Origin of the sequence: Ensifer sp. Root31, assembly GCF_001424825.1 — a bacterium.
GTDB classification, from domain to species: domain Bacteria; phylum Pseudomonadota; class Alphaproteobacteria; order Rhizobiales; family Rhizobiaceae; genus Ensifer; species Ensifer canadensis.
Map to the genome: position 1 here is coordinate 56,945 of NZ_LMCO01000009.1, position 14,766 is coordinate 71,710.

The following is a 14,766-nucleotide window of genomic DNA, read 5'->3' on the forward strand; positions in this document are numbered from 1 at the left end:
ATCTTTTTTGTCTGGAGTGTCTCCGGCTTAAACTGAGACGCAGAAACGCTCTATCTCTTTGTTTTTGCGCACTTCCTGGCGGAAGACCGTTCCGCACCTTTCTTGGAAAGGCTCTATTCCCCCTTGAACCGGCCTTCGAAGGCCAGTTCGGCAAGCGGCTTGCGTTGGCTCGGCTTTTCCCGCTCACGCAGATCGTCCGGAAGCGTCGAGGGGTCGGCAAGCCGGCCGATTGCTACCGCCGCCTCGACCCGGTAGTGCGCGGGCACGCCAAGGCTCGTCATCGCCTTGTCGCGATCAATGCCCGCCATTGCATGCGCGTGCCAGCCGGCAGCGGTTGTCTGGAGCGCAAGGCTGAACCAGGCGGCGCCGGTGTCGAAGGCATGGGTGTAGGCGGCCCGCATCTCGCCGGTGGCTGCCTGCGTGTGCGTCTTGGAGATAACGATCACCAGGGCTGCGGCATGCTTCGCCCAGCGCTGATTGCTCTCGTTGAGAATATCCAGCAGGCGCGCGAAATGCTCGGTGCCGCGGCGGGCATAGACGAACCGCCAGGGTTGGCTGTTGCTCGCCGAGGGTGCCCAGCGGGCGGCTTCGAGCAGTGAGAGCAGTTCTTCTTCGCTGATCTCCTCCTGGGTGAACGCACGTGGCGACCAGCGTTTCAGGAACATGGTGTCGATCGGGTGGTCGGCGGTTCTGTGATTGCTTTCCGTCATGAACATACCTCTTTTATCGTATCGGGAATCCCGTGGGAGGAGCGCGCCGCCGTCGATGACGATTGCCGTCGTTAGCGAGACGTAGGGCGAGATTCGCTGCGGACGCTACATGGGATCGAGGAGCGATGAAACCGGCTTTGCGCGCGGATCGTCGGTCCTTTTGTCGGCCCGATCCGGTGCTAAAACGGAATATGCAGAAACGGCGTTTCGGGTGATTGTCGAGATCGATAAAAAAGTTGTATAAGTTCTGTAGATTTTTCTGAGAGAGGACGCGCGATGACTTTTAAGGACCCGTCACTGTTTCGCCAGGCTGCCTTGATTGGCGGCGAATGGATCGAAGCGGATGCCGCCAATGCGATCGATGTGGTGAACCCGGCAACGGGCGAACTCGTCGGCCGCGTACCGAAGCTTGGAGGCAAGGAAACCAAGGCGGCAATCGAAGCGGCGCGTCTGGCGCAGAAGGGTTGGGCTGCCCGCACCGCCAAGGATCGCGCCGGTGTGCTTCGCCGCTGGTTTGAGCTGATGATCGAGAACAAGGACGATCTCGGCCGCATCCTCACGCTCGAACAGGGCAAGCCGCTGGCAGAGGCGACCGGCGAAATCGTCTATGGCGCCAGCTTCGTCGAATGGTTTGCCGAAGAGGGCCGTCGCATCTACGGCGACCTGATCCCAGGCCATCAGCCGGACAAGCGCATCATGGTGATGAAGCAGCCGATCGGCGTCGTCGCTGCGATCACGCCCTGGAACTTCCCCAACGCGATGATCACCCGCAAGGCCGGCCCGGCCTTTGCCGCCGGTTGCGCCATGGTGTTGAAGCCGGCGTCGCAGACGCCGTTCTCGGCCCTTGCCATCGCCGTTCTTGCCGAGCGCGCCGGCCTGCCCAAGGGGCTCTTCAGCGTCGTGACCGGCTCGGCCCGCGAAATCGGTGCCGAAATGACCGCCAATCCGGTGGTGCGCAAGCTGACCTTTACCGGCTCGACCGAGGTCGGCGCCGAGCTCTATCGCCAGAGCGCCGGCACGATCAAGAAGCTCGGGCTGGAACTCGGCGGCAATGCGCCGTTCATCGTCTTCGACGACGCCGATCTCGATGCGGCCGTGGAAGGCGCATTGATCGCCAAGTTCCGCAACAACGGCCAGACCTGCGTCTGCGCTAACCGTATCTACGTGCAGGACAAGGTCTATGATGCCTTCTCCGACAAGCTGGCGGCGGCCGTTGCCAAGCTCAAGATCGGCAATGGTCTCGACCAGGGCGTCATCCTCGGCCCGCTGATCGACAAGGCGGCACTGGAGAAGGTGGAAGAGCATATCGCCGATGCCACCGCCAAGGGCGCGCGCGTCATCCAGGGCGGCAAGCGCCATGCGCTCGGCGGCACCTTCTTCGAAGCAACGGTTCTGGCCGATGTCACCCAGGCGATGGCAGTCGCCCGCGAGGAAACCTTCGGCCCGGTCGCGCCGCTGTTCCGCTTCAAGGATGAGGCCGATGTCGTCGAACAGGCCAATGACACCGAGTTCGGGCTGGCCTCCTATTTCTATGCCAAGGATCTGGCGCGGGTGTTCCGCGTGGCCGAGGCGCTGGAATACGGCATGGTCGGCGTCAACACCGGGCTGATCTCCACGGCGGAAGCACCGTTCGGCGGCGTCAAGCTCTCGGGCCTCGGCCGCGAAGGTTCGAAGTACGGGATCGAGGAGTTTACCGAGATCAAATATGTCTGCCTCGGCGGCATCGCCTGACGCATTTGCAGTCCGATACAATCTGATCGCGAAACCGGCCGGAAAGCTCTGGCCGGTTTTTTCGTTTGCCGGTACAGAAGTTGACGTCGTGAAAAGAGGAGATGACGCGATGCCGGCACCAACCAACCCCTTCAAGGCCGCCCTTCGCGAGCAGCGCTTTCAACTCGGGCTTTGGGTCGCGCTGGCGAGCCCCTATGCGGCCGAAGTCGTCTCCAACAGCGGTTATGACTGGCTGTTGATCGACGGCGAGCATGCGCCCAACGACCTGCCGCTGTTGTCGGCGCAGTTCCGGGCAGTGACGGCATCCGCCAGCCACCCGATCGTTCGCCTTCCTGTCGGCGATACCGCGCTGATCAAGCAGATCCTCGATGTCGGCGTCCAGACGCTGCTGATCCCGATGGTCGAAAGCGCCGAGCAGGCCAGGGAACTTGTTCGAGCAACCCGCTATCCGCCGCATGGCATTCGCGGTGTCGGCGCGGCACTGGCGCGTGCATCGCAATTCGGCCGGATAGCCGACTATCTCCACACCGCAAATGACCAGATCTGCCTTCTCTTGCAGATCGAGAGCCGCGCCGGCCTGGCGGCGATCGATGAGATTGCCGCTCTTGAAGGCGTCGACGGCCTGTTCATCGGACCGTCGGATCTCGCCGCGGATATGGGCTATCTCGGCAGCCCAGGACACCCGGATGTACGGGCGGCGATTGTCGATGCCTTCGCGCGCATCGACAAGGCCGGAAAAGCGCGCGGAATCATGACGCTCGATCTCGCGCAGGCACGCGAGTATCGCGATCTCGGGGCCGATTTCATGGCGATCGGCACCGATGTCACATCCCTGGTTCGGGCGACACAGGCGCTGCGCCAGGAATTTACCGACGAGCAGGGGCATAAACCCGACAAGCTGGAATCCGGCTACTGATCGCAGATCGCGCTGAGCATCGGCATGGCAACTTCAGGGCTCCAGCGCCGGAGCTCGGCAATCCGTCGCACGATCTTTTCAGTGTGATGGTTGGCGATATCGCCCATGCGATGGTCAAGGAACGGATTTCGGAAGCGGTCGAGCGTCGTTGCGACATAGGCACTCGCCTGTCGCCCGAGGCCCTTGGCGGCAAAGGCAGGAACGACTTCTTGTGCGTAGATATCCTCGAGCCGCCTGGCGACGTCCGCATCGGCAAGGATCTGCCGGACTGTTTCGTCGGGATCGCGGCCCTGCCTCAGCCAGATATCCGCGAGCACCGTGTGGCCGAGGTTGAGGATATGAAGCTTCAATTTTTCGTAGTGCGTCAGGTCGTCGACCAGTATCACGCATTCGTGCGCGCAAGGCGCTCTCAACCCCCGCTGTTTCTCGATCGCCCATAAAGCGTAGGGTTCGGCCACGGCGCCGGCGGGCTCGATCGGTTCCGAGACGATCCGGTCCACCAGCGTGTTGGCCCAGATTATCGCGTTCGCCAGCCAGAACACGAATTGCGGGTCGCCGAGGCGCTCGCGCGCGAGCTCCAGCACGATGGCTTTCAGCACGTCGCCATTGCGCGACACCAGTTCGCACGGAAGGATGGTCAGCGGTTTGCCGCCGGCATCGAAGCGGGCTTTCAAAAGCAGGAGAAGTTTGCCGGGAAAAGACAGCGGCACGTATGTCGACAGGTCGTCGCCGGAAACGTCGTAGCCGGTATCACCGGTGTTCGAGATCAGGAATTCGGCCTCGTCCGCCACGATATGGCAAACAGCATCCCAGTTGTCGTTTGTTGACACGGCCCGGACGACGCTCTTGACCCGCTCGATCTTGTCCACCGGCTTGCCGTCGGCAAGGCCACGGATCATCACGGGATAACCATCGGGTTGCGTCAGTGCCACCAGGCGTCCCGACCGTTCCGCTGAGCCGGTCGTCTGTACCACCGTGATCCGCCCCGGTGCTTCCTGCCTTTCCAGCGCCTCGCTGATGAAGAGATCGGCATGCGCCTGAAGAAAGCGGCTCGTTCCAAACTGCACAAATGGGGTCTTCATGCCGGTGCTCCGGTAGCTGGCTATGGAATGGATTGCAGCAGGGTCTCGCGTGCCGAGCGCAGGTGTCGCCGGCAGGCTTCCTCGGCACGTTTTGGATCGTGAGACCTGAGCGCTTCGATGTAAGCAAGGTGCTCTTCAAGCGCGCGCGCATTTCGCTGCCGCGCGTTGGTCTTGTTCCATTGGTAGTGATAGTGGAACACGATCGAGATGATGTCGTAGAAATCGACGATGAAACGATTGCTCGACGACTTGTGCACCAGGAGGTGGAAGCGCTCGTCGAGTTCGGAGAATTCCTTGTAGCGGTTGTCGATGTCGGCCAGGATTTCGTGGTGCAGCGCCTCGATCCTGTTCAGCTCCTGCCAGGCCGGATGGCTGTCCGGCAGCGCAACGAAACTTGCAGCCGAGCGAAGCTCGAACATCTCGCGGACCTCGGTCAGTTCCAGCGCAAACTCGCGGGTGAAACCTTTGAGGATCCAGTGGCTGTTCGGTCGCTTCTCGATCAGCCCGAACCGGCTGAAGCGGATCAGGAACTCCCGCACGCTCGTGGTACCGGCGCCGATCTCGCGTGCCAGCTCCAGTTCGTTGATCTGCATGCCAGGCTCGGCGCCGCCGGCCAGAATCCGGCGCATGAAGCTGCGCTCGATGATCTCGGCCAGCGAATCCGTTTCCTCCGTCGGGAAATAGTCGTCCGGTTGCGGCTGGCGCAGCACGATCTTCTTGCGCTTGTCCCAGGTGATCAGCTTCGCCTCTTCGAAGCGGCGGAGAATGGCACGCACCGTCGTCCGGCTCACGCCGAGCACCTGACCGAGTTCCGGCTCGGAGGGCAGGGAAGATGTCTCCGCCAGCACTTTCAGGCAGCGGTTATAGGCATCCTTGAAGACGGTGTTCTGTTTTGCCATTGCCAGGATCCGGACGGTTGGGGTTGCGCGAGCGATGAGCCGCTGATCGGAAGATCAGCTTTCGTCGGCCGCCGATCTAACCTGCCGGCGCGCGCTTGTCTTTGGCTCTCGCACCAAAATCATGACGTTTCTCCCCTGTTGCTGCTGTGCCTGCGGGCGGGCGGCGCTGTCTCGTTTCATAATACCCATTGACGGCGATCTGTCTATTGTGGATAAAAGACAAATAGACCCTTCTCAAAATCGCAGCAGTTTTCACGGAGAAATTCAGAGTGTCTGTGCCGTCTTCAATCCTTCTGGCTCCTGAGGACAATGTGGCCGTGGCGACGTTGGCAATCGCTGCCGGCGAGGCCCTGCCGGGCGGAGTTCGCACCGCCACGAAGATCGATCTGGGGCACAAGGTCGCCATACGGCGGATTCGTGCGGGCGACCCCGTGGTCAAATATGCCCAGGCGATCGGACGCGCGACCAGCGATATAGAAGCCGGCGAGCATGTCCATTCCCACAACCTCTCCTTCGATCAGGATCGCTTGGCCATCAGTCCACAAGGCGCGCCGGAAGAGGCGAGCGCCGCCGACAGGGCGCGCACCTTCATGGGCTATCGGCGCAAAGACGGACGGGCGGCGACGCGCAACTATATCGGCATCATTGCCAGCGTGAACTGTTCCACCACCGTCTGCCGGGCAATCGCCGAGGAGGCCAACAGACGCATCTTGCCGAAATATGATGGCATCGACGGATTCGTGCCGATCGTGCATGACCAGGGTTGCGGCATGTCTTCGACCGGCGACGGCATGATGAACCTGCACAGGACCTTGGCGGGCTACGCGCGCCACGCCAATTTCGGCGGGGTGCTGATGGTCGGGCTCGGCTGCGAGGTCAACCAGTTGACGCTTTACGGGCAGAGCGGAGCCGGGCAGGAAAAGCGCCACTTCAACATCCAGGAGGCCGGCGGATCCCGACGCTCGGTCGAGCGTGCACTCGGCATCCTCGATGAAATTGCCGAGGAAGTCGGCAGGCAACGTCGCGTCGCCATTCCGGTCAGCGAAATCATCGTCGGTCTGCAATGCGGCGGCTCGGACGGGCTGTCTGGCATCACCGCTAACCCGGCGCTGGGAGCGGCGGTGGATATCCTGGCGGCTGCCGGTGGTACCGCCATCCTTTCCGAAACGTCAGAAATCTACGGCGCCGAACATCTGTTGCGCAGCCGTGCCGCCAGCGCGGCGGTCGCCGCAAAGCTCGACGGGCTGATTGTCTGGTGGGAAAACTACGTCGCGCTGCATGGTGCATCGCTCGACAACAATCCTTCGCCGGGCAACAAACGCGGTGGCCTCACAACCATTCTGGAGAAGTCGCTGGGTGCGGTCGCCAAGGGCGGGCGCTCACCGCTCAATGCGGTTTACGGCTATGCCGAACGCGTCACTGAACACGGGCTCGTCTTCATGGATACGCCCGGCTACGATCCGGTGTCGGCGACCGGCCAGGTGGCCGGCGGAGCCAATGTCATCGCCTTTACCACCGGCCGCGGCAGTTGTTTCGGCTGTCGGCCGGCACCGTCGATCAAGCTGACCAGCAACACCGCGCTGTTCCGCGCGATGGAAGAAGACATGGACATCGATTGCGGCGTGATCGCATCCGGCGAGGCGACGATCGCCGACCTCGGTCGCGAGATCTTCGATCTCATCATCGATACCGCTTCGGGAAAGAAGACCAAGAGCGAACTCTTCGGCTACGGCGACAACGAATTCGTGCCCTGGCATCTCGGGGCAACACTCTGATGATGTGAGCTTGCGCATCCTAGGAGGGAGGAGACAGGGAATGCAGACGAGAAAGATCGGTCGAACCGACCTGCCGGTGACCGAATACAGCTTCGGCGCCGCCGGACTTGGGGGGCTCTACCGCGAATGCACGCGCGAAGCGGCGATCGAAACGCTGGACGCCGCTTGGGGCTCTGGTTTGCGCTATTTCGACGTCGCACCCTATTACGGGCTCGGTCTTGCAGAGCGGCGGGTCGGCGATTTCCTGCGCGACAAGCCGCGCGGTGACTATGTGCTGTCCACCAAGGTCGGACGGCTGCTGCATCCCGTGCCTGAAGGCGCCGTGCCGGACTATTCCTACGTCAAGGCGCTGAACTTCGACGTGCGTTACGACTACAGCTACGATGCCATCATGCGTTCGGTGGAATTCAGCTATGCGCGCCTCGGCCTCAATCGCATCGATATCCTCTATGTCCATGATATCGGCGTCTACACGCACGGTGTCGCCCGCAACGCCGTCTATCTCAGGCAATTGCTGGATTCCGGCCTTAAGGCGCTGGAGGAACTAAAGGCTGGTGGCGTGATCGCGGCCTATGGGCTTGGCGTCAACGAGGTTCCGGTTTGCCTGGAGGTGATGCGCCGTGCCGACATCGACTGCATCCTGCTTGCGGGGCGCTATACGCTGCTTGATCGTTCCGCAGTCGCCGAACTCCTGCCGCTCTGCGAGACAAAGAAGACGTCGCTGATCGTCGGCGGTGTGTTCAACTCGGGCATCCTGGCGACTGGCCCGGTCGATGGCGCGCATTTCGACTATATGCGAGCAAATGCCGAGGTGCGCGAAAAGGTCGGCGCGATGGAACGCATTGCCCGGGAGCGTGGTGTGCCGTTGGCCGCTGCCGCCATGCAGTTCCCGCTCGACAATCCGGTGGTTGCCTCGGTCCTGCTTGGGACAGCGAAACCGGAAAGCTTGAGGCGCAACATCGATGCGCTGCGGCATCGTATGTCAAAGGACGATTTCTCGGCTTTCGAGCCCTACACGCTTGTGGCGCCGGAGCTTGGATTGGAGGCAGTCCGGGCCTGATGCTTGAGGGTGCCGAGCCCGCGGGTCCTTGCAGGCACAACCCGAATTTCACATAACGAAACGTAATCTGGGAGGAGACAGTGCAGTCACGTAAATCGCAGCAACGACTGCTTGCAAAGCGGACAGCGTTGTATTAGCGTTTCAATATGTTTTTTATCGATAAAAGATCGATATGCAAGCACCTGGCGAATCGATCTCCATAAGGTGGAACGAGGTGCACTGAGAGGAGAACCCCAATGAGCATAGCCAAGCACATTCTTTCCCGCCGTGCCTTCACTGCCCTGGCCGGCGCGACGATGATCGCCGCGATGGCACCCGTCGCGTCCTTCGCGCAGGATGTCACGATCCCGATCATCGTCAAGGATACCACGTCCTTCTACTGGCAGATCGTGCTGGCCGGTGCGCGCGCGGCCGGCAAGGATCTCGGCGTCCACGTTCCCGAGCTCGGCGCCCAGTCCGAATCCGATATCAACGGTCAGATCAGCATCCTCGAAAACGCCGTTGCCGGTTCTCCGGCTGCCGTGGTGATCTCACCAACCGAGTTCAAGGCGCTGGGCAAGCCGATCGACGAAGCTGCCAAGGCGGTTCCGATCATCGGCATCGACTCCGGCGCCGATTCCAAGGCGTTCTCCTCGTTCCTGACGACCGACAACGTTCAGGGTGGCAGGATCGCGGCCGATGGTCTGGCTGCAGCGATCAAGGAAATGTCGGGCAAGGAAGAAGGCGATATCGCCATCATCACCAGCCTGCCGGGCGTCGGTTCGCTCGATCAGCGCCGCGAAGGCTTCCTCGACCAGATCAAGACGAAATATCCGGGCTTCAAGGTCGTGGCCGACAAATATGCCGATGGCCAGGCAACCACCGGTCTCAACATGATGACCGACCTGATCACCGCCAACCCGAATCTCGTCGGCGTCTTTGCCTCCAACCTGATCATGGCACAGGGTGTCGGCCAGGCGATTGCCGAAAACAAGCTCGGCGACAAGATCAAGGTGATCGGCTTCGATAGCGACGAGAAGACTGTCGGCTTCCTCAAGGAAGGCGTGCTGGCCGGCCTGGTCGTTCAGGATCCCTACCGCATGGGTTATGATGGCGTGAAGACGGCGCTTGCGGTCTCGAAGAAGGAGAAGGTCGAAGCCAATGTCGATACCGGCGCCAATCTGGTGACCAAGGCCAACATGGCTGAACCGAAGATCGACGCACTGCTGAACCCGAAGGTCAATTGACGGCAATCGGCGGCAGGCGCGAGCATTGCCTGCCGCCGAGAATACGGTTGCCAGCGGCCGGATACGAGGACCGGCCGCTGGCAGTCTGTGCGATTGGGAGGAGTGCGCAGATGCCAGGTCTCGATGAGGTCAGCGATAACAAGAGCGACGGTTTGAGGACGGCTGCCCGCCACCCAGTGCCGAGGGGCGAACCGATCCTGGAAATGCGCGCGCTTCAGAAGAAATATGGCGCCGTCGAAGCGTTGAAGCCCGCCTCCATCACCTTTCTATCAGGAGAAGTTCACGCCATCGTTGGTGAAAACGGTGCCGGAAAATCGACACTGATCAAGCTTTTGACCGGCGTCATCCGGCGCACGTCTGGCGAAGTCTATTGGTGCGGCAAGCCGGTCCAGCTCGACAATCCTCAAGAAGCGATTGCGCGCGGAATCAACGCCGTGCATCAGGAGGTGGTGCTATGCCCGCACTTGAGCGTCGCCGCCAACATGTTCCTCGGCGACGAGATCAACAGCGCCGGCCTGATGCGCAAGCGCGCCATGACCGAGGCGGCCCAGAGCGTCCTTGACGATCTCGGTTTCAACCTGCCGGCCGCGGCGGCGCTCGGCAGCCTGACGATCGGCCAGCAGCAGTTGGTCGCGACCGCTCGCGCCGCCATGCGCGGCACCCAGTTTCTGATCTTCGACGAGCCGACCGCCTATCTGACCCGTCAGGAATCCGCGCAACTGTTCCGACTCATTCGCCGGCTACAGGGCGAAGGTGTGACGATCGTCTATATCAGCCACCGCATGGAGGAAGTCTTCGAGCTGGCCGATCGTGTGTCGGTGCTGCGCGACGGCACCCACGTCGGCACGCGAAAGATCGGCGAGACCAACGACGCCGAACTGATCACCCTGATGATCAATCGCACCATCGAGCAGATCTACCACAAGGAACACTTTCCGGCCGGCGAAGTGATCGTCGAGACCCGGGGCTTGAGCGGCCCCGGTTTCGCGGATGTGTCGCTGACCGTTCGCGCCGGCGAGATCGTCGGCCTCTACGGTCTGATCGGTGCCGGACGCAGCGAGTTTGCGCTCGGCCTCTATGGTCGCCATGCATCGACTGCGGGCGAGGTCTACTGGCAGGGGCGCAAGGTCAATATCGCCAACGAGCGGATCGCGATAGACCTCGGCATTGCGTTGGCACCGGAAAGCCGGCGCGATCAGGGCCTCTGCCTCAATCTGCCGATCGGCCTCAACATCAACCTGCCGATCTTCAGTCGGCTGACGCGCGGGCTGACGATCAACCGTCAGAAGGAAATCGAGAATGCGGATCGGCAGATCAGGGATTTGAAGATCAAGACGCCATCGCGCCGCGTGCTTGTCTCGGCGATGTCCGGCGGCAACCAGCAGAAGATCGTCATCGGCAAGTGGCTGAGCCACGGCGCCAAGCTTTTCATCTTCGATGAGCCGACGGTCGGCGTCGACGTCGGCACCAAGGCGGAAATCTACCGGTTGTTCGCCCGGCTTCTGGAAAACGGAGCGGGGATCATCCTGATCTCCTCCTACCTGCCTGAAGTCTACGAACTGTCCGATCGCCTGCACGTGTTTCGCCGGGGACGGCTGGTCGCCAGCCACGACTATCACGCGGCAAGCCACGAGGAAGTGCTGACACAGGCGATCGGTGTCTGATCGCGACAATGACAATCAAGAAGAAGCAGGAGGACGACGATGAGTGCTGATACGGTCGACAGCGGAGCCGGCCCCGCGCCGCGGAAAGGCGTGAGCATCCTGTTCGGGCTCACGCTTCTCGGGCTCCTGCTTTTCCTCTGGCTGCTCTTGGGGCTTGCCACCAACAGTTTCTGGACGCCGAACAACATCAGCAACCTGTTGCGCCAGGGCGCCATGACGGCGATCCTTGCGGTCGGCCAGACCTTCGTCATCATCACTGCGGGCATCGATCTTTCCGTGGGTGCCGTTGTCGGCTTCACCAGCGTGATCGTCGCCTGGCTGCTTGCCGCCGGCGTGCCGCTCTGGATTGCGATCATCCTGACGCTCGCCTTCGGCGTGCTGATCGGCGCCTTCCACGCCTTCGGTATTGTCCGCATGGGTCTGCCGCCGTTCATCATCACGCTTGCAACCCTGACCTCGCTGCGCGGCATCGGACTGTTGATCACCAATGGCTCGACGATCTCGATCACCAACGAGGCCTTCACCAATTTCTCCCGCGCCAACTTCCTCGGGGTACCCAGCCTGTTCTGGATGGTGATCGTGGTGGCGATCCCGGCCTATGTCTTCCTGCACTTGAGCCGCTTTGGCCGCTATCTCTTCGCCGTCGGCTCCAACAGTGAGGCGGCCCGCCTTTCCGGCGTCAACGTGCATCGCACGATCTATCTTGCCTATATCCTGTCCTCGACCTGCGCGGCCTTTGTCGGCCTGCTGCTCGCCTCCCGCATCGGCATCGGCAACGCCACGCAAGCCGAAGGCTGGGAGCTGCAGGCGATCGCCTCGTCGGTCATCGGCGGCACCAGCCTCTTCGGCGCGGTCGGCTCCGTGCACGGCCCGCTGCTTGGCGCCTTCATTCTCGCCACGATCAACAATGGCGCCAACCTGCTCAACGTCAATTCGTTCTGGCAGCGCATTATCACCGGCGTGCTCATCATCGTGATCGTCTATTTTGATCAGCTCAGGCGGCGCGGCGCGCGCTAGGCGCCGGCCCTGACAACATGCGGAAAATGACATGAAAGCCGTCCTCTGCCCGGAACCCGGCCGCCTGGAGATTGTTGAACGCGCGCCCGCGCCCGCCCCATCGGCCGGGTGGGTGCGGGTTGCCGTCAGCCATGTCGGCATCTGCGGCACCGACTACCACATCTTCGCCGGCAAGCACCCGTTCCTGGAATATCCGCGAGTGATGGGGCATGAGATCTCCGCGACGGTAATTGCCAACGGACCGGCGACGACGATCGCGCCGGGAACGCCTGTGGTGGTCAACCCCTACCTTTCCTGCGGCGACTGTGTCGCCTGCCGCCGGGGGAAGCCGAACTGCTGCACGGCGATCAAGGTGCTCGGCGTCCATACCGACGGAGCCTTCTGCGAGGAAATCCTCGTTCCCGAGGGCAATCTTTATCCGGCGATCGATCTGTCGCCAGAGGCGGCAGCGACGGTGGAATTCCTCGCTATCGGCGCCCATGCCGTGCGCCGGGCTGCGGCCCCTGCCGGCGTTCGTGCTCTGGTGATTGGCGCCGGGCCGATCGGGCTTGGAACCGCCATCTTCTCGCGCATCGCCGGCCATGCGGTGACGCTGATGGATACCAGCATCGAACGGCTGGCGTTTGCGACCGACCGGCTCGGTTTCGGTTCCGGCATCGTTGCCGACGAAGCGTGCGTTCGGCGCGTCGCCGAGGCGACCGGGGGCGATGGTTTCGATGTCGTCTTCGATGCCACCGGCCATGGCGGTTCGATGGAGGCTTCCTTCGGCCATGTGGCTCATGGGGGAACACTGGTGTTCGTCAGCGTCGTCAAGGACAGCATCCGTTTCTCCGATCCGGAATTTCACAAGCGGGAAATGACGTTGATCGGCAGCCGTAACGCCACGCGCAAGGATTTCGACCATGTCGTAAATTCGATACGCGAGGGGCTGGTGCCGGTGGAGCGGTTGATCACCCACCGAACGACGATGGACGCGGTGGTCCACGATCTGCCGCGCTGGGCGCATGAGAAGTCGGGCCTGGTCAAGGCGATCGTCCGGATAGCGGCGGCGTGACGACCCGTTCTGCTGCGATGCGAGAAAGCGGATCGGCGGCCAGATATCGAAAGCCGGCCGGAGAAAGTAAGACGCCTTCGCCGAAATCCGCGATTTTTGACGAAAACGCGACTTTTCGGCCAGCCCCGAGCAAGTCCGTTTGTTAATTGTCAGTAATCCGGGCGCATTCTCGCAGAAGTCGCTTGTCTAGAACCGAAACGGGTATACTTGTTGCAGTGCACAAGAAACATGGTAGTCTGGCAGGGATTGCGGACACCAAGACAAACAATCGCAAGCTTGCGTCCGACTGGGAGCGGCGTTGTCGTTGATTGAACCAAGGGGTACGCTTCCTATGTTCTACCAGCTCTATGAATTGAATCATGCCATGATGGCGCCGTGGCGAACGGCGGCGGATGCCATGCGGCTTGCTTTCAGCAATCCGATGAACCCGATCTCGCACACCTATTTCGGCCGCGCGACGGCGGCTGGCCTCGAGGTCTTCGAGCGGTCGACGCGCCGCTACGGCAAGCCGGAATTCGGCCTTCCCGAAACGCTGATCGACGGCGAGCCCGTTGGCGTTCACGAGCGCATCGTCTGGCGCGAGCCGTTCTGCAATCTGATCCATTTCGAGCGCGCGCTTCCCAAGGGGCGGGCTGCCGATCCGAAGGTGCTGATCGTCGCGCCGATGTCGGGCCATTATGCCACGCTCTTGCGTGGAACCGTTGAGGCCCTGCTTCCCCATTCCGACATCTACATCACCGACTGGATAGACGCGCGCATGGTTCCCTTGAGCGAGGGCACCTTCGATCTCGACGACTACATCGACTACGTCATCCAGATGCTGCACTTCCTCGGACCCGACACCCATGTCATCGGCGTCTGTCAGCCCGCCGTTCCGGTGCTTGCCGCCGTCGCCCTGATGGAAGCGGCTGATGATCCGCTGTCGCCGGCGTCGATGACGCTGATGGGTGGGCCGATCGATACGCGCATCAACCCGACAGCCGTCAATCTGCTGGCCAAGGAACGGCCGATCGAGTGGTTCCGCGACAACGTGATCATGCCGGTGCCGTGGCCGCAGCCGGGCTTCATGCGCATGGTCTATCCCGGCTTCCTGCAACTCTCCGGCTTCATGTCGATGAACCTCGACCGGCATCTGATCGCCCATAAGGAATTCTTCGCCCACCTGGTGAAGAACGACGGCGATGCGGCCGAGAAGCACCGGGATTTCTACGATGAATATCTTGCGGTGATGGATCTGACGGCAGAGTTTTACCTGCAGACCGTTCAGGTCGTCTTCATGCAGCATGCCTTGCCCAAGGGCGAGATGATGCATCGCGGTCGCCGGGTTGATACCACGGCGATCAAGAAGGTGGCCCTGCTGACGGTCGAAGGCGAGAATGACGACATTTCCGGTCTCGGCCAGACGAAGGCGGCGCAGACGATCTGCACCAACATCCCCGAGCACATGCGGATGCACTACATGCAGCCGGACGTCGGCCACTACGGCGTCTTCAACGGTTCGCGTTTCCGTCGCGAGATCGCGCCGCGCATCGTCGCCTTCCAGCGCGAGCACGCACGCCACGCAAAGCCGGTAAAGCAGCTGATCAAGGGCGGCAAAACCGCCTGATCCCCGTAAAATGCGGGCTTTTGCCC

At 61.8% G+C, this 14,766-nt stretch carries 12 protein-coding genes; 9 read left to right on the forward strand and 3 right to left on the reverse strand.

Going from position 1 to position 14,766, the window contains the following annotated elements; genetic code table 11:
- Positions 1 to 113 precede the first annotated feature (113 nt).
- Positions 114 to 710: a nitroreductase family protein gene (locus tag ASD00_RS10450; RefSeq protein WP_025425315.1), complete on the reverse strand. Its 597-nt coding sequence runs from the start codon at positions 708 to 710 to the stop codon at positions 114 to 116.
- A 276-nt stretch (positions 711 to 986) separates the two neighbouring features.
- Between ASD00_RS10450 and gabD the strand changes: the two genes are divergently transcribed.
- Positions 987 to 2,441: an NADP-dependent succinate-semialdehyde dehydrogenase gene (gabD, locus tag ASD00_RS10455; RefSeq protein ID WP_025425316.1), complete on the forward strand. Its 1,455-nt coding sequence runs from the start codon at positions 987 to 989 to the stop codon at positions 2,439 to 2,441.
- Positions 2,442 to 2,550: 109 nt separating this feature from the next.
- Positions 2,551 to 3,357, forward strand: a complete 807-nt coding sequence (hpaI, locus tag ASD00_RS10460) for a 4-hydroxy-2-oxoheptanedioate aldolase (RefSeq protein WP_025425317.1) — start codon at positions 2,551 to 2,553, stop codon at positions 3,355 to 3,357.
- On the opposite strand, the gene ASD00_RS10465 is transcribed toward hpaI, so the two are convergent.
- Complete coding sequence (locus ASD00_RS10465) at positions 3,351 to 4,439, reverse strand: D-mannonate oxidoreductase (protein ID WP_025425318.1); 1,089 nt, start codon at positions 4,437 to 4,439, stop codon at positions 3,351 to 3,353. The two genes, hpaI and ASD00_RS10465, sit on opposite strands and share 7 nt — an antisense overlap.
- Before the next feature lie 20 nt (positions 4,440 to 4,459).
- A complete protein-coding gene (locus ASD00_RS10470) occupies positions 4,460 to 5,338 on the reverse strand; it encodes a GntR family transcriptional regulator (protein WP_025425319.1) in 879 nt (292 codons plus the stop codon).
- 269 nt (positions 5,339 to 5,607) lie between these two features.
- Between ASD00_RS10470 and ASD00_RS10475 the strand changes: the two genes are divergently transcribed.
- From ASD00_RS10475 to phaZ, 7 genes are all read left to right on the forward strand, one after another.
- Positions 5,608 to 7,113 (forward strand): altronate dehydratase family protein, encoded by a 1,506-nt coding sequence (locus ASD00_RS10475; protein ID WP_057206477.1) that lies wholly within the window; start codon positions 5,608 to 5,610, stop codon positions 7,111 to 7,113.
- A gap of 40 nt (positions 7,114 to 7,153) precedes the next feature.
- Positions 7,154 to 8,173 (forward strand): aldo/keto reductase, encoded by a 1,020-nt coding sequence (locus ASD00_RS10480; protein ID WP_025425321.1) that lies wholly within the window; start codon positions 7,154 to 7,156, stop codon positions 8,171 to 8,173.
- Positions 8,174 to 8,409: 236 nt separating this feature from the next.
- Entirely contained in the window at positions 8,410 to 9,399 is a 990-nt protein-coding gene (locus ASD00_RS10485) for an ABC transporter substrate-binding protein (RefSeq protein ID WP_057206479.1), read from the forward strand.
- Positions 9,400 to 9,509: 110 nt separating this feature from the next.
- The gene (locus tag ASD00_RS10490; RefSeq protein ID WP_025425323.1) at positions 9,510 to 11,063 is read left to right on the forward strand and encodes a sugar ABC transporter ATP-binding protein; all 1,554 of its coding nucleotides are present in this window, start codon (positions 9,510 to 9,512) and stop codon (positions 11,061 to 11,063) included.
- Between the two features lie 39 nt (positions 11,064 to 11,102).
- The gene (locus tag ASD00_RS10495) at positions 11,103 to 12,080 is read left to right on the forward strand and encodes an ABC transporter permease (RefSeq protein WP_057206480.1); all 978 of its coding nucleotides are present in this window, start codon (positions 11,103 to 11,105) and stop codon (positions 12,078 to 12,080) included.
- A 31-nt stretch (positions 12,081 to 12,111) separates the two neighbouring features.
- Entirely contained in the window at positions 12,112 to 13,134 is a 1,023-nt protein-coding gene (locus ASD00_RS10500; protein ID WP_057206483.1) for a zinc-binding alcohol dehydrogenase family protein, read from the forward strand.
- Between the two features lie 331 nt (positions 13,135 to 13,465).
- Positions 13,466 to 14,740, forward strand: coding sequence for a polyhydroxyalkanoate depolymerase (gene phaZ / locus ASD00_RS10505; RefSeq protein ID WP_025425326.1), 1,275 nt, complete (start codon positions 13,466 to 13,468; stop codon positions 14,738 to 14,740).
- The last annotated feature ends 26 nt before the right edge of the window (positions 14,741 to 14,766 follow it).